This window comes from Micromonospora sp. NPDC049089, assembly GCF_040648775.1.
In the GTDB taxonomy this organism is placed as follows: Bacteria; Actinomycetota; Actinomycetes; order Mycobacteriales; family Micromonosporaceae; genus Micromonospora.
This window is the reverse complement of record NZ_JBEZEH010000043.1, coordinates 1-15,508: the sequence shown is the minus strand read 5'-3', so window position 1 is coordinate 15,508 and position 15,508 is coordinate 1. Positions and strand designations below refer to the sequence as shown.

Genomic DNA, 15,508 nt, shown 5'->3' with positions numbered 1-15,508 from the left:
AGGCCCTGCAGTCGCAGGCCAAGGTCGTCGTGGCTTGAGAAGTGGGCTGCGTCACATGGTGCGTCACTTGTTTGGCGTGCGATCAGCGACGACGACTCGTGGCTTCGCCGTCCACACCGGACCCACTCGTAGCCGCGCTGCCCGTAACCCCGGCCGCAGACCGGCTCGGCTTCGGCCTCGGCGGACTCAGCCGTCGCCTGCACACTCCTCCGCTCGACTTCGCCGTCTCGAAGGATCGCGGCGGCCGCCTCCCATCTGCGCAGATAGTCCATCATGGGCAAGTCGCACACCACCTCCACGGAGTGGACCCGTGACCCGATGCATGGCAGTTAGTCGTATCGACATAGATCGTCGCTTAACTGTTCCCGGCGAGCCGATGTTGACCCCTTGACGATGGGCTTCTGCCGCAGTCTAATTTGGTGTCCAATTAGGGGAGGCCGACTTGCGGGAGAGTTCCAGTTCGCCGTTCCGACGTCCATGCGTCGGCTCGCGCGGCTGCCGGGATCCCGAACAAAGCCAACGACATTCGCTGCCCGATAAAGGCGGCAGGACTGCGCCCCCGCTCACTGGAGATCCACCCTTCGGAAGGAATCGGAGATGAGTATGAGTTTCTTGAGTCGGCGCGATTTACTGCGTCGAGCGGGAGGCAGCTTTATTGCCGGCGCAGGCATCGCCTTGTTTCCGGCCGGGTTCGCCTCGGCATCGCCCAAGACCGGCCTGACATCAACCCCCGGCAGCACAGCCGGCGGACCGGCGTATCCGGGAGACCCCGGCTTTGTCGCCAGGACGCCGGGGGAACTGGGTGCCGCTAAAGCCAGTTGGGAAACGCCGGAGTATGGCTACTACACCGGCCACAATCCTGCCAACCCTGGCACAGCGATCGACTCCCCCTGGCAGCTCGTCGCGGTAAACGCGTCCACCGCCTACGCCCTTGGGTACCGCGGGCAGGACGTCGCGCTGGGCATGATGGATTCGGGCTACCGGCCTACCCACGAAGGATTCCAGACCGGGCTGATCGTTCCGGTGAGAGCGGAGGGGTTCTACGGAACGTCCGGCTTCGGGTACCGGAACTCAGTAACCCCGTCGAACCCGTTTACTGCGGGCCAGCGGTTCACTGTGGCCGGCGACCAGGCGCGAACGAGTGACTACAGTCACGGGTCCGGCATGCTTGGCGTCACCTCTGGCATTCGCGATGGCAAAGAGCAGCACGGCATCGCCTTTGGCTCGACGATGTATGTCGCCATGACCGGCGGTTCCGATACCCAGTCCCACGGCCCCTTCCACGATTACGTGTACTGGCGTACGGCCAATGAGGCCCTGGTTGACGCAGGCGCCCAGGTCATCAACAGCAGTTGGGGCTCTTATGTCCAGACTCTTGACAGGAGCCGCTTCGACGGCCTGGGTAACGACCTTGGGGTCAATGGCAACCTCGCCAACGCTTACCAACTGCGAGGCAAGGACAGCGCCAGCGCCACGGCGATGGCGATCATCATCCCCAACGAGCATCTGAAGGACCTGGAGTACCAGTACTTCCTCTTCAAGAAGAGCTATTCGGAAGACGGTATTCAATACAACCCGAACTACCCCGGACGCTCCTTCATGGATGCCATCTGGATCCGCTATCAAGGATAGCGGTACCGTCAACGTGAGGTCGGCCGGCAACAACGACTGGAGCAACCCGTACTTCCGCCCGGCGTACCCCTTCTTCAATCCCGCGGCGGAGGCGCAGTGGGTATGCGTCGGCGGGGTGCAGCCTCCCACTGCGGCCAACCCCGAATACACGAAACAATTCGGGTACAACGAGGCAGGGCTCGCCAAATGGTGGACCGTATCCACTCCGTCGAACAGTGTTCGGACCACGAACAGCGGTGGCGACACCAACTATTCGAACTCGAGCGGAACGTCTCCGGCGACGCCCGTTGCGACAGCAGTGATGGGGGTTCTGCTCTCCCGCTATCCGAACATGGACGCCAAGCAGGTCCGTGATCTGATGTTCACCACGGCGAACAACAAGATGTCCGACGGTGTGAGGTTCCTCGGCACGGGTCAGACCTCCCCCTCCGGTGCATCCATCGCCTGGACCGCTCCCGACGGGGTTCCGGACGCACGCTGGGGCTGGGGCATCCCCGATCTGGACAAGGGCATGTATGGCCCCGGCCAGTTCCTGGGCCCCATGACCTACAACATGGACAAGGCGCCCCTGGACGTCTGGTCGAACGATATCGGCCAGATCGCGATCAAGGAAAGGGAGCGGGAGGATCGGGAGTGGCTGGCGGCCTACAAGAGACAGGGCATCGCCGTCGCCGGTGAATTCAGCCCCAACGTACTGACCCCGGACGGCAAGCTCAGCGAAAACGCCTTCATGCTTCAGGGCATTCTGGCTGATCCTTACGTTCAAGCCATCACCAACGGCCAGCCGGAACTGTACGACAAGATCAGCTATGAGGACGCCACCAAGTGGCGTAAGGACTGGATGGACGCGCGCGCGGCCTTCATTCAGAACAACATCGACAACAACCGCTACACGGCGTCTCTGACCAAGCAGGGCTCCGGGATGCTGGTCATGTCGGGCCACGCGACCTACGAGGGCGGCACGACGGTGGAAGGCGGCAAGCTTTCGATCGCCGGCTCGCACGCAAGCTCGGTCGCCGTCAAGGGCGGCACGCTCGGCGGCAGCGGTCTCGTGGGAGGCAGCATCCGCGTCAACAGCGGCGTGTTGCAGCCCGGCCTGTCGGCCGCGGAAGCGGCGTCCGCATTGTCCGTCAGTCTCACCGACGTTCCGCAGGGCAACGTCCTGAAGGTCGGCGGCGACGTGACCATCAGCCGAGCGGGTCGCCTCGCCATCACCATTTCCGGCGACCGCGACTACACGAGCGTGCGGGCCACGGGTGCCCTGGTGCTGGACGGCGAACTCACCCTGGACGTCCGCGCGCCCATCACCCCGGGCACGGTACTGACGATCATGAGCGGGGCCTCGATCAAGGGCCACTTCCACTCCATGCCGGAACGGCGGGTCCTGAACGTGCGCGGCCACATGTTCCGGGTGTCCTACAAGGGCGGCGCCATGACGCTGACCGCCGAGCGGACGCTGCCGGGGGCACGGCCCGGCAACGCCTAGCCACACGTGGCCTGGTCAGCAAGGCTCAAGGTTCGCCTCAGCCTGGCTGACCAGGCCCTTGCCCGAGCAGAAATTACGACCCTGGTGGACGCCCCTCGCCGACATCCTCGCCTGGTTGATCCGACGCCGGCACCACGAACACGCCAAGTTCCGCCTCTACGCACGGCAAGCGGATGGGTTGCCACGTACTACATCGCCAAACCCGCCCAAGCCCCCGACGTCCCAGGACATCCTCGAGCGACTCCGCGCCGACCGCAGGCGACGCCCCACACCCGCATTGCCCCCAACGACGCGCAGGGATGACGAACCTGGTTACCGACCCCAATAAATGGGGGGGTTTCGGGGGCGGTTCAAAACCCCATAGGCAAACTTAAAGCCCCGACCAGCGTTTCCGCTGGCCAGGGCTTTTTGTCTGTCGGGACGGCCGGATTCGAACCGACGACCCCTTGACCCCCAGTAGTTGAGGGCCCCAGCGACGTGCTCAAGCACGTTCTCCCAGGTCGCGTGAAGTGTAAGCCAGCCGAGTAAAGGAGTCATCGCACCACTCCCCCGGACCGGATGCAACGGCTGCTGAATGCGGCCAACTGGCACACGGACGCTGTCCGGGACGACCTGCGTGGCTATCCGACGCAGGTCGTCGATGAGACCGGCTTGCTGAACAGAAGAACGTCTTACGCAAGAGCTACGGCCACGACGGCCACGACGCCAACCACTAGCGCGCGGATGGACCAGGTAATCCGGGTGAACTTCCGATGGGCCACCATGTTCGCGGCCCAGATTTGCCCGACGACCGCCCGTTCGAACGCGTTCTCGTCGGCTGCCGCCTCTACCCAGGCGTCGATGAAGGCTTCCCGGTCGTCGCCGTACCGACGAACGACGTGGTCGTAGTAGTGCAGCGACCATGCGGTGGTTACCTGCCGTCGCGGCGCCAGCGTGTAGAGCGCCAGCAACGCGCTAAGCATGACACTGACGCTGGCGACGAGCAGTGCGCCTTTGGCCCAAGAGCCGTGAGCCGACGGTAGTTGCCCGGCCAGGATCCCGGCGGCAGCCAGGACGGCGGCCGCCTTCACATCGGCGAAGCGAATCATCTCATTCGCCTGCTGCAGCGTGGCTCGTTCCGCCTCCCTCATGAGGCTTCCAGTCGTTCCGCCAGATCGGGCCGGTCATACGAGGAGAAGAGCTGCCCCAGCTGCCCGAGCAGATATCGTCGGTCGCCGTCCTCAAGCCGCCCAAGAAAGTCACCGATCAGCTTGGCAATCACCAGGAACCGGGACTCGCCGACGTCCCCGAACTTCTCAGCGATCTTCTCGAAGTTGATGGTGAGTAGCTCTTCTGGCTGGTCAGGGTGGTGGTAGAGCCAATAGCTGCGGGCGACGTCGGGACGAGAGTAGACGCTTTCCCGCAGGTACCGTATCCGCTCGAGCTCGGCCTGCTGCTTCAGCCGTTCGAGGGCGGCTTGCCGGTCGATCTCCAGGATGGCTTCCGCTGCGATACGGGCTTGTCGAGTAACCGTCAGCTTGACGCGGACGCCGTTGACCTTCCGGGTGTTGATCTCGATCTCCGCGTTGCCGGCCTGGGTGACGCTGTATTTGGCGGTCACCTGACCGGCCCACTCCGTGATCTTCTGCCGCACCGTCCAAAGGGCGGCCTGATCGTTTCTCTGCCATAAGACCTGAAAGGTCGCGTCGAACGCTACGTGGGGATGGCAGCTGGGCAGCTCGGCGGAGAAGGTAACCGGCTGTACGGGATCCTCGGGCCTCAGCCAGAGTCCCAACAGGCGGTCAAGCCAGTTCTCGCTCATGGGGCGACCAGTGGGTTCGCTCGGTGGAGCCGCTCGTTGAGCCGATCACGCGCTTCGCGGGCGGCCGGCGCCTCGGCGTCGCGGGCGAGTGGCTGCCAGTCGTACAGCAGGTTGGACATACGGGCGAAGCGGCTGCTGGCACCCTGGCCGATCCCGCCAGCGCGGACCATCAGATCGGAGATGAGGTCCTCGTACGCGGAATCCTCGACCGCCGCGTCCAACCAGCGGAAGAGCGCCTCACGAAATTCGCCCTGCGGCCCTTCGCCCGTGAACAGGAGCGTGAAGGCGTGTACCAGCCCGGCTTGCAGTTCCGGATCGCCAGCCAGCTCGGCGAGGAGGAACCCGGCCCGGTCCCGAGTTTCGGAAATCGCCGCCATGGCGCGCAGCCCTGCGTCGTGCCGCCGGTCCTGCGCGGCCGTCCAGTCGACGACCCGGCGCAACGTCGCCTGCCGGTGCAGCGGTCGGTCCCACAGCGACCGCACGGCATCCACGACCCCGTCGGTGACAGCACCGATCCCCCGTCCGGCCAGGTTATTCAGGCGGGTCAACACCGCCTGCGGATACGCGTCTGCCAACTCGCCGCCGCACACCGCGGCGACCGCGCAGAGCAGCGTCACGCTTCCCGACTGGACGGCCCATTGGTTAAGCCGACCGCGCATCGCCGCCCCGGCCTCAGGGCTCAACGCGACCGCCGTCATCAGGTCGACAACCAGCGGTCGCAGTGTCTGGTAACCCCACCACCGCTCGGTCAAGGTACGCACTTCGGGCGCGTCGGCCCCGGGCAGGGCCAGGGTCACGGCGAGCATGGCCGAGGCGACTTGTCCGGCGACGCGGACGTTCGGGGAACCGCCACGGCGCATCGGCAAGTCGGACGCCCAGCTCCAGAGGCGCGTGCGGAAGGCCTTGGACTGGTCGCCGTGCACGTAGCGCAGGATCGCGACCTCGTAGGACGGCAGGGTGAAGAAGACCCGGTGCTCGTCGTCGATCCGGGCACTCACGGTCTTGACGAGCTGGCGGATCCCCGGTGCGCCGATGCCGCCGCGCACGTTCGCCGGTTCCGACAGCTTCTCGGCGAGTTTCTCCATGGCGTGAAGGATGTTGGTGGCCTGTCCCCCCTGCAGGAAGGCAAGGGCAATGAGGAAAAGCCTGGTCCGCGCATCGACGTTGTCTTCGAACCAGGAAACCAGTTCTTCGTCCCAGTTCTGGTAGGCCTGGACCGACTTGCCGGCGATCTCGGCCAGCGGCTCCTGGGGATTCCCGGCCGCGGCCCTGATCCTGTGGGACAGCCTCGCGATCTGGGCCGGGGTAGCACCCTCTAGCATCGCCGGTAGCGGCGGAGTCCTGAGCAGTGCGTCCAAGTCCAAGCGGTCTCGCTGGTCGTCCAAGAGCTGGCTCAACAGTTTCTCGCGTTCAGGAGCGGTGACCGTGAGGACGGTGAAGCCCGGAACGTCCTCAGGCCTTTCGAGGCTCTTGCGGTCGACCAAGACGACGAGGTACGAGTCCCCCTTTTCTACCGCCTCTCGGTAGGCGATGAGAAGCTCACGCAACCGGCCGTTGCGGCTGCCGGGCGGCACCGTGAGCAGGTAGGCGGATGGGCCGTACGACGACCAAGGCACCTCGTCGACGGGCAGGAGCCGCTGCTGATCGTCGTCGGTCGGGATCTCCCGCCGAGGCGAGGGAACGCCGCCGAGCAGCCCGACCGCAGCGGTCCGCCGACCGGTGCCGGGCTCGGCCACCAGCAGGACGTGGCGCCGCTCCCGCAGGATTCCGGCGGCAGCTTCTCTGGGCAGTCCGCCCGGGCCGTAAAAGCGTTCTACGAAGGTCCCAATCGTCTCCTGAACGAAGGCGTCGGACAGCTCCCGGGCGGCCTTATAGCGTCCGAGCCAGTTGTGGACGTTCTGCACCATATCGCCCTCGACGCGCGAGGCCGCCTGACCCCTGTTCTCTTCGATGTAGGGGCCATCGTCGAGGTCGTCGGCGTAGGACTCGTCGATGTCCGGATCCATCAGCTCAATCGGGTCGGTAGTCATCACTCACCACCCCGGTGCTGCGTCATGCTCTCGACCGTGGTGGCGACCTGGCCGTCGTTCCGCTTCACCCTCGGCCCGGAGATTCGAGGCAGCCCCGGCTTCCCAGCCATCGGCCGAGACGGCGGCACGGAAGGCGGTTCGGCCGGCATCACACCGAGGAGGTTCCCGGAGACCTCCGGGATGTAGAGCCACGCCTGTCGGCTATACGCCTTACCGTCAACCGTCGCCGTGACCGGGAGGCAGCGGTCGGGTTCCATCCTGGCGTACCCAGCGGCTATGACGTCCTCGAAAACGCGGTCGGAAAAAATGCAGGCCACGAATGTCACGCGCGGACTGGCTGCGGCGAGCACAGCCCTCACCGGCGCGGAATCGAGCAGGCGGTGCGTGTCGTTGCGTGAGTCACCGTTGCCGGTCCAATGGGGATTTTCCGGGTCGGCCGGTAGCGGGCCGACGTGCAGGCTGACCCGCAGCTGAAGGCGATCACGTGCCTGTCGGTTGTGTTCCGCCAGGCGTTCCTGCAGCAGGCGCGGGAACGGGTCCACCAGGTAGGGCAGGACACGCGGCGGGAGCCCGACGGCGAAGCCGTCACCGGTAGGGCCGAGGAACGCCGGACGTTCCCACTCTGCCCCCAGCCCGGCGCCGGCCAGGGCGTCACCCACGAGGTCGAGCAGATTCTTGCTGATCGCCTCATGGGCGCTGCCTGGTTCGGCGGTAAAGCCCTTGGCGTCCACGGCCAGAATCGCCCGGTACGGTGGTAGGTCGATCGAACGTGCGAACGGGATGTGTTCCACGGGAGTCCTTCCTCGAGAACGGGACCCCCTCAGCGTCAGCCGGATACGCGCGGTTCTCTGCCCAGTTCTGGGCGGAAACCCTGTGACCGACAGCTCAGCGCCACCGGATCCACGATGGTGATCTCGCGTCGTCCGGTAGCGACGATGCCTGCCTCGCGCAGGGCGGTGAGCTCGGTAACGACCGCGTTGCGCGAGGTGCCGACCAGTTCCGCGAGTTCCGCCTGAGACAGCCGGATCAAGGGCTGCCCGTCGGCACGCCGGCTCTCGCGGTCGAGCTGGATCAGCGCCCGGGCCAGCCGCTCCCGCACGGGCAGCACCGCCAGCGCTACACGCTGCGCATCAGAGGTGCGCAGCCGGCCCACCGTGTAGGCGGCGAAGCCCGCCGCGAACGCGGGCCGGGTCAGGAAACGCCGGAACTGTGGGCCGGTCAGCAGCCGCGTGACCGTACTGGTGAGGGCGGTGACCGTGGCCGACCGGGGTTGCAGGTCGACGGCGGCCAGGTCGCCGACGACATCGCCAGCGGCCCGCAGCGTCAGGATCGCGCGGCTACCGTCGCTCTCCGACCGCACAATTTTGACGCAGCCGGCAAGGACCACGTGCACGTGCTGGGTGGTATCACCCTGACGCAGAAGCACGTCGCGGGGCTCGAAGCGCACGGGGATCCCGGTGCCCTGCACTCGATGCCACTCGTCTTGCGGGAGATGAGCGACGAGTCCGGATGCACCGTAGTCACGCATGCACAGAATGTATCGCCGACGATCGCGAAGGGTGGCGACGGATCAACAGCGTTGCCGGGCTTGGCTCGGTCCCGCACCGCCACCCTTCGCCGCTTCGCCTCACTGAGCAGGGTCTTGGTGAAGACCGCATCCAACGGCCGATAGCCCCTGTCTGCGGCTAATGGCCGAGTGCTCCAGCGGGCTCGTCGTGCCTGGTCTGGGCCAGGAACCCTCCCGTCACCGCGATGCCGATGGTGGTAGCGGTCTCGGCAAAACCCCGAAGAACTTGCACAACACGAGCCATGCGTCCCCGCCTCCTCCCGGTGCACTTCCCTGACCTTTGAGACCTGAACTCATCCGGTTGTCCCAGGAGTGACTGCGTAAGAGTTCCACACATCGCCACACACATCGCGGTCAAGCCGACTCGAACGGACACGCCCGACCCAGGCCACGCACGACGTACCGACTCCATCTTAGCCAAGCCATCCGTCCGGTGCCGCCTACGGCGCGCGGCGCACTGCTACGGGCAGGTAGTTCGACACTCCTGGCCGCCGGTGGCTCGCGTTTCGAGTGATACCACCCCCGTCAGTCGCCGATTCAGGCCGGTATCTCCACTGCGCGGGGCCAAGCCACCGGCGATGGCGCTCGGGCGTCGGCAGGGAGATGGGGCACGAGGGCGAGCTGGAGGTGGCGCAGTTTCGCGTGCACCGCCTTCCAGGTCCCTTGCGCGAGCCGTTCCACAGGGCAGCGGCAAGTGTTGTGGGTTTCGTTCGGGGTGACACGGGCGCGTACGCAGGCGAAGGCGTCGTTGCCGACGTCCGCGCGCAGCAGGTGCCACCGACCGGCTTGCTACGGGTGTCGCGGCGAAGACCTCGGGAGTCTGGGGCAGGTACAGGCGGTTGCCGTGATGACGCAGGAGATAGAGCCCGTCGACTGGGTCGATCTCGTCGCGGGCCGGCTGGTGGGTGGCCAGCCAGGCGAACGCGTCGCCGGCGGAGCCCGGACCCCACAGGTATTGCGTCGGAACACGGGTGGTGACGTATCGGGAGTCGAAGCGCTCGGCCTCGTAGCCGTCGGGCACCCCGCGGTACAGGAAGTCATACCGGGCCCGGGCGACCGAGGGTCCCCGGCTGGAGTCGATCAATAAGACCTCCGATCTCCTCAACGGTCAACTGGCGAGGTTGGTTGGATGGCGGAATGGACTACCGGAAGCTCTTCGCGGACGTGCATCGACGGCCGGGGATGTTCACGCTGGACGGCTCGTTCCACGACTTCACGGTCTTTCTCCGGGGCTGCGAGGCCGGCAACGACTGGCAGCTGCTTGCAGGCTTCAGGGAGTGGCTGGTGACACGCTGCGGGCGCGGAGACAACCTGATCTGGGAGGCGCTGGTGCTGCACCAGGCGTTCCCGGATGGGCCACCGCAACGCGAGCAGCTTGAGACGGAGATCGAGCTCAATCAGTTAGCTGTCGGAGCGCTGTTTCGGCTGCTTGACGAGTTTCTGCAGCGACGGACAGAGCATGGTGGCCTGGCTGACATCTTCGACGAGTACGTGACCTGGCGAAGGGAACAGAGCTGGTCGTGATCCATGCGGCGGCGTCTAGCCTCGCCTCGAATGCCTTGGCAGGGTCGTATCGCTGGCCGGTCGCCAGGCAGTGATGCAGACAACCGAGGAGCTGGTTGAACAGGTTGCGTAACGCGGCGGGGTGCCGGTCCCCGTGGTCGCGTTGGCGATGGAGATGCTGCGACCAGAGGCCCGGGTGACCGGAGCTGCGCCGGCATAGGCCTTCAACGCACGGGCATCAGCGAACCGGGCGAGTTCGTCGCCGATCTCGGCCAGCACGCGGGCGCCGTCACGTCGACCAGGCCGGGAAAGCTGGTCACGATCGCGTGGTCGGGGTGCTGGCGGAACGCTTCGCTGGCGGCCTCGGCAAGCTGGTCTGAACTGGCGCGCTCGACGTTCAGCGTTGCCAGCAGTGCCAGAGTCTGGGTGCCCATGGCTTCCTCCACGACGGCCAGGTGGCGCAGTTGCGGACGGCGCAGCGACTGCTGCAGCTCGGCGGCCAGGTCCTCCACGCCGCGTTGGCTGCCGCCGCGGCGCAGCGCGGCATCCCGCGGACCTCGGCGGGCCGTTCGGGATTCATTAGGTAACGGGGGGGCGCGCCATTCGGATGCCGGCTTGCGACTCCGCGTGCCGAACCAGGCTCAGCGCAACGCGATGTGGGCGTCCGTGAGGAAGCGGTCGCGGTCGTCACCGTGAGCGATTGCTGCGTTGTAAACGGTGTCAATCGCAGCGGCCAACGGATCGTCATTCGCCAGGGCTATCAGTGCGGGGAATGCGGCGGCCTGCTGGAGCGCCTCGGCGACACGGTGTTCGCCGAATGCTCTCGAACCCAAGTCCAGCGTGACGGTGGTGTGGGGCACCTCGGGATCGGACAGGAGCCGGTTGAACGCGGCGGCGCCGCCCTGTTCGGTGAAGGACCGGGGCAGCGGACGGCTAGCGTCGGCGGTGGCGAGCGCGTCGGCGATCCATCCGATCTGCTCCAGCCCGGCCACCCGCATCGCGCGGCGGGCCGCCCAGCAGGCTGCCTCCCGCTGGCGGGCGGCGGGCAGCGCGTCGATGCGGTCGAGCAGCCGCCGGTCGATACGGGCCAGGGACCGCGCCTGGCCGAGGAGCCCGCGGACACGATCCGACGGTGGAGCACCTCCCCACCGCTCGGCGTCGCGCTCGGCCCGCAGGCGGCGGTACTTCTCGGCCAACGCGGTCGCCTCGGCCGCCTGCCCACGCAACGTCTCCACCCACGAATACGACCCGGCGGCGTCGAGCAGATGGTCCCAAATCAGGCCGAGGGCGAAGGCGTGCCGACCCAGCACCCCCTCGTGCCGCAGCGTGAAGCCGTCGGGGCCGGACATCAGCCGGACGGTACTCGACTCGCTGTCCGACAGCGTGGCCAGCGGATCAGGGAAGATCGGCTCGTCGGCGGCGGCCCACGACCACCTGAGAGTCTCGCCGTCGACCCGCTCCAGCCGGACCTCAAGGTCACCGGCGGGAAGCACTCCCACAGGCACCTCGACCGGCGCGGGCCGGTGGCGGACCACCGCCACCCGGGACAGGCCCGCGTCGTCCTCGTACGGGTCAGTTGGCATCGGCGGCAGGGTCGCCGGACGACCAGACGGACGCGCAACCAGTGACAGCATCCCCCACTCGGCGGCCTTCGCCGGCTTCTGCTCCCAGCCGCGGCCCCCCGGGTCGGCCAGCACTGTGCGCCATGGCGTCTCCTCAGACACCGCCCAGACGTGCAGCTCGTGCTGCTCGGGCGGAGCGTCGTCGGTGCGTACGGTCTCGTGCAGACGGTCGCGCGCGTGCACCCGCACCCGGATCAACCCGCGCGGGACAGCGACGTCGGTGAGGGCTTCCGCAGTGCCGCCCATCAGGCCGACGACCGACAGCCGGCCGCTGGGACTGAAGAGGGTCGCCTCACTGATCGCGTCCCAGCCGACGTCGACACCCGTGGGAGGCCCGGGCAGGACACGGACACGCGCCTCGATCCAACCGGTGTGTATGCCGCAGAAGCCGGTGAACTGATACGGCCCGACGACGTGCAGCAGGCCGTCGCCGAGGGTGTAGATCCCCATGCCGGACGCGCCCGGCACGGCGGACACCTCGTACTGACAGTGGCTGACGAACAACCTCGCCCAACTGGTCACGGATGGCGGACTTCGATCATCTGCGTCATTCAAGTCGGCCACTCCCAAATCCTACGGCCGGCCTCATCGAACCCTGGCAGCACGAAATCGCGTTCGTGTTCTGAACCGAGGTGAGGTTTTACTGTCCCTCCACGCAGTCTGCCCAGGGTAGCGGCTCAGGAAGGCCGCAACGCGGCGCGCACAAGGAAGTGATCGGCCGGTACAACGCTGGCAGCGGACGCTGGCGAGGTAGCGATGCATCACCGTGCGTCACTGACAGCCACTACGCCAGTTCACCCGGAGTGGCAGATGAGCGCGCGTCGGAGTCTCGGGCGCCTCACCGGACGGTGTCTCGCGGTCGCAGTTCGCCGCCGCTACCCTGGCGTGCCGTGGGCATGTTTGTTGATTACTTTGCGGCGTCGAGCGTGGAGCTGGACCGTCTCGATCTCTCGGCCGGGCCGGCGGGCATCGGCTCGCCGTATGTCGACTGCAAAGGGTGGATCGATGAGCTCGCCGGTCGGGTCGCTGAGCTAACTGGTCGGGACGCCAGCGAGTTCGGTGACGATGTCGTTGTCTCCGTCGAAGCGGAAGGGCCGGGGCTGACGCGGGTGCGGCCGGAGGTCGCCCAGGCGTTGGCTGGCGTGACCGACGAGCGGTTGGCCGAGTACGCCAGGGATGAACTTCTGGACGAGCATGAAGCCGATCGGTATGTTCAGCTGCGGGATCTAGCGCGGTCGGCAGGGGCCGACGGTCGTGGCCTTTACTGCTGGACGTCGGTGTAGTTGACGAGCATCCAGAAGATCTGGTCGCGAACGTCCGGTGGCAGCCGGCGGCTGACCCAGTTTCGCGACACCAGGGCGTTCCCGTCGTTGTACTTGATCGCCCAGTCGGCCCCGAATCGGAGGGACCACGCCGCCTTGGTCTTGGTCTCGCCGTCCGGCCAGTCAGCCATGGCGGCCAGCGCGGCCTCCACGCGCTGGTCAACCCGGTCCAGGACTGCGTAGTCGGGCAGGCCCGGAAATCTCTGGGCGTCAAGATCGATGTGCCGAAACGCGACACCGAGCAGTTCCGCGCCAGTGAAGTCGTTACCGCTGAAGGCGTTGCGGTCTCGACCGAGCGCCGCGTTGCGCTCAGTGGGTGTACCCCAGAAGGTGACGTCTTGGATCTTGCCGCGGAAGACGCATCCGACGAACTGTGCATTGTGTGTAGAGGTCAAGTCGCGCAGGCGTGCGCCGTCGAATACGCAGCGCTCGAATCGGACGTTGCCGAAGTAGGCCTCCGGAGGGATGCGGGTGCGAGCGAAGACGCACTCCCGGAACACCGTCTCCGGCCAGCTCAATTCGTCCCACCGCTCGCCGCCATAGCCGGTAGCGCCGAACAAGACGTGGTCGAACGCGGTCCGGGAGAAGTCGCAGCGTTCGAATACCGAGTCATGCGCCAGGAAGCTGGAAAGCCTCAGCCCTGAGAAGTCGACACCAACCATCCGCGCCTGAGCGAAGCTGACATCGAGGTTGCCATCCGCTACCCCGAACCGCCCGCCGTTCAGCTCGCCCTGGGCCAGCCAGTAGCGGCGCAGACCCATCTGCGCCGCCTCGATTTCAAACGCTCCGCTCACGCCACGCCGCCTCGCAACCACCTGGGGGGTCGAGAACATACCGCGATGACGGCAGTCTGCGTCTACGGGGCTCCATGAACACAAGCAACTCGACAGATCCGAACGCCGAGCCGCGCGGCGCTGATTGGCCACCCGTTACCCAACGTCACCAATCGAATGTCGACCGATCCTACAGGCCTCACGAACTGCCGATCGGCGGCAGGTCGGCTAATCCGATGCAGCCCTGCACGACAAGACGTACCGGGAATCTGCACCGGAGTCAGTGCGCCGAACGCAGCCCTGACTCGGCTCAGGCCCGCCGATCGACGACGAGGACAACGCGGTCGGCCAGTCGGTACTCGGGTCGGCCGACCGTGTTGCCCGCGTCTACACCCCTTCCCCGATGCCCAGTTGCACCTGGATCTCCTGGGCGCGTTCGGCTACTGCGCTGGCGCCGTAGTGCCGGGGCATGTCCTCCGAGGTCCAGCCCAACAACAGCATCAGGTCACCGGTGTTTCCGCCGGCCCGTTTCCACTCGTGGGCGAAGTTGTGCCGCCAGCGGTGGGCGTGCACGTTCGCGACGCCCGCGGCGAGGCCAGGCCGCTTCAGGCGAATCTTGATGCCGTTGGCCGCCAACCTCCGGCCGCTGCGGTCGGCGAGCCACAGATCCGGCAGTTCCGATCCCTTGTGCTTGCCTCGCGCGCGGAGGTAGCGGCTGATGGCCCGGGCCGTCTTCGGCCCGAATCGCACCCGGCGGTCCTTGGCGCCCTTGCCGTGGTAGTGCACCGACTCCGTGTTGAGGTCGACGTCGTCGAGCAACAGGTTGCCGACCTCCGACAGCCGCGCTCCGGTGTTGTAGTACAGGCGAATAATCGCCTCGTCGCGCAGGTGCGGAAAGGTCTTGCCCTTACAGGCGTCGAGGAGCTTCTTCGTATCCTCGTCCCGGATGATCGGGATCAGCTTCTGTGGCGTCTTGGGCTGTCGGACCCGATCCATCGGAGAGCGGTTGATGTCCTCCTCAGCCAGCAACCACTTGAAGAACTGCTGCAGACCTTTGTGCTTGTTCAGCGCAGTCGACGCGGACCGGGTCTCGATCATCCACGCCTGGAACGCCTCGGCGTGCCCACGGGTCACCTCGGTGGGGTCCTCCGCGGCGTCGGCGGCATCAGGTTCCGGCGAATGCTCGGCCAGATATCGGGCCAACTGCGCGGCGGCGAGCAGGTAGTTGTACCGGGTCGTCTCCGGGTAGTTGCCCGCCCGCAGCGTCCGGTCCCAGTCCCGGAGGTATCCCGCCCAGGTCGAGGACAGGTCGGCGGTGAGCTTGGTGAGGTCCAGTAGAGCCATGTCGGTCACCCGTCGAGTCAAGGGGTCGATAAGCGGCGTGCTCGACCTCGACGAACCACCGTGAACACGAAAAAGAGGGCTTCCACAGGCTCTGACCTGTGGAAACCCTCTCGCTGTCGGGACGGCCGGATTCGAACCGACGACCCCTTGACCCCCAGTCAAGTGCGCTACCAAGCTGCGCCACGTCCCGCCCCCGCGTGGTTTCCCCCGCGGCAGCCGGTACAGCTTAGCGCAGCAGCTCCGAGTCGTCCGCACAGGCCCCACCGGCGTCGCGACCTAGCCGAACCACCGCACGGCGAACCACCGCACAACCCCTAGAGCGTCCTAGGAGGGTGGGGTTGGATAGACAAATGCCGGATGGGCAGGATCGCCCATCCGGCATTTTGGAGAGCTACAACTGCGTCAGCCGTGCGCCTTGCCTCGGCCTC

General features: G+C 66.5%; 12 protein-coding genes, 1 tRNA gene and 1 pseudogene. 4 read left to right on the top strand and 10 right to left on the bottom strand.

The features are described from left to right. The first annotated feature begins 597 nt into the window (after positions 1-597). A complete protein-coding gene (locus AB0B48_RS10420; RefSeq protein WP_357198827.1) occupies positions 598-1,632 on the top strand; it encodes a S8 family serine peptidase in 1,035 nt (344 codons plus the stop codon). Further along, the gene (locus tag AB0B48_RS10415; RefSeq protein ID WP_357198824.1) at positions 1,604-3,118 is read left to right on the top strand and encodes a S8 family serine peptidase; all 1,515 of its coding nucleotides are present in this window, start codon (positions 1,604-1,606) and stop codon (positions 3,116-3,118) included. The genes AB0B48_RS10420 and AB0B48_RS10415 overlap by 29 nt, the downstream gene beginning before the upstream one ends. 671 nt (positions 3,119-3,789) lie before the next feature. On the opposite strand, the gene AB0B48_RS10410 is transcribed toward AB0B48_RS10415, so the two are convergent. Genes AB0B48_RS10410 through AB0B48_RS10390 form a run of 5 tightly spaced genes read right to left on the bottom strand, consistent with a single transcriptional unit; the run spans position 3,790 to position 8,477 of the window. Further along, positions 3,790-4,248, bottom strand: coding sequence for a Pycsar system effector family protein (locus AB0B48_RS10410; RefSeq protein WP_357198821.1), 459 nt, complete (start codon positions 4,246-4,248; stop codon positions 3,790-3,792). Continuing rightward, the gene (locus AB0B48_RS10405; protein WP_357198819.1) at positions 4,245-4,919 is read right to left on the bottom strand and encodes a hypothetical protein; all 675 of its coding nucleotides are present in this window, start codon (positions 4,917-4,919) and stop codon (positions 4,245-4,247) included. The genes AB0B48_RS10410 and AB0B48_RS10405 overlap by 4 nt, the downstream gene beginning before the upstream one ends. Continuing rightward, positions 4,916-6,949: a hypothetical protein gene (locus AB0B48_RS10400; RefSeq protein ID WP_357198816.1), complete on the bottom strand. Its 2,034-nt coding sequence runs from the start codon at positions 6,947-6,949 to the stop codon at positions 4,916-4,918. The genes AB0B48_RS10405 and AB0B48_RS10400 overlap by 4 nt, the downstream gene beginning before the upstream one ends. Then, positions 6,949-7,740: a hypothetical protein gene (locus tag AB0B48_RS10395; RefSeq protein ID WP_357198813.1), complete on the bottom strand. Its 792-nt coding sequence runs from the start codon at positions 7,738-7,740 to the stop codon at positions 6,949-6,951. Before AB0B48_RS10395 ends, AB0B48_RS10400 begins: the two co-directional genes overlap by 1 nt. 35 nt (positions 7,741-7,775) lie before the next feature. Further along, on the bottom strand, positions 7,776-8,477 hold the full coding sequence (locus tag AB0B48_RS10390) for a Crp/Fnr family transcriptional regulator (protein ID WP_357198811.1): 702 nt from the start codon (positions 8,475-8,477) through the stop codon (positions 7,776-7,778). A 1,176-nt stretch (positions 8,478-9,653) separates the two neighbouring features. Between AB0B48_RS10390 and AB0B48_RS10385 the strand changes: the two genes are divergently transcribed. Further along, the gene (locus AB0B48_RS10385) at positions 9,654-10,040 is read left to right on the top strand and encodes a hypothetical protein (RefSeq protein ID WP_357198809.1); all 387 of its coding nucleotides are present in this window, start codon (positions 9,654-9,656) and stop codon (positions 10,038-10,040) included. Between the two features lie 153 nt (positions 10,041-10,193). On the opposite strand, the pseudogene AB0B48_RS10380 reads toward AB0B48_RS10385, so the two are convergent. Beyond that, a pseudogene (locus AB0B48_RS10380) lies at positions 10,194-10,342 on the bottom strand (transposase); the annotation flags it as partial. 318 nt (positions 10,343-10,660) lie between these two features. Continuing rightward, a complete protein-coding gene (locus AB0B48_RS10375) occupies positions 10,661-12,163 on the bottom strand; it encodes a hypothetical protein (protein ID WP_357198806.1) in 1,503 nt (500 codons plus the stop codon). A 368-nt stretch (positions 12,164-12,531) separates the two neighbouring features. Here AB0B48_RS10375 and AB0B48_RS10370 point away from each other — a divergent pair, with 368 nt between their 5' ends. Next, positions 12,532-12,924: a hypothetical protein gene (locus AB0B48_RS10370; protein WP_357198803.1), complete on the top strand. Its 393-nt coding sequence runs from the start codon at positions 12,532-12,534 to the stop codon at positions 12,922-12,924. Here AB0B48_RS10370 and AB0B48_RS10365 read toward each other — a convergent pair. The 3 genes from AB0B48_RS10365 to AB0B48_RS10355 all read right to left on the bottom strand — a co-directional run bounded on the left by AB0B48_RS10365 (position 12,903) and on the right by AB0B48_RS10355 (position 15,270). Further along, positions 12,903-13,757, bottom strand: a complete 855-nt coding sequence (locus AB0B48_RS10365; protein WP_357198800.1) for a hypothetical protein — start codon at positions 13,755-13,757, stop codon at positions 12,903-12,905. The two genes, AB0B48_RS10370 and AB0B48_RS10365, sit on opposite strands and share 22 nt — an antisense overlap. A 366-nt stretch (positions 13,758-14,123) precedes the next feature. Further along, the gene (locus AB0B48_RS10360) at positions 14,124-15,080 is read right to left on the bottom strand and encodes a tyrosine-type recombinase/integrase (RefSeq protein ID WP_357198891.1); all 957 of its coding nucleotides are present in this window, start codon (positions 15,078-15,080) and stop codon (positions 14,124-14,126) included. A gap of 116 nt (positions 15,081-15,196) precedes the next feature. Further along, positions 15,197-15,270 (bottom strand) — tRNA-Pro (locus AB0B48_RS10355). Positions 15,271-15,508: the final 238 nt, after the last annotated feature.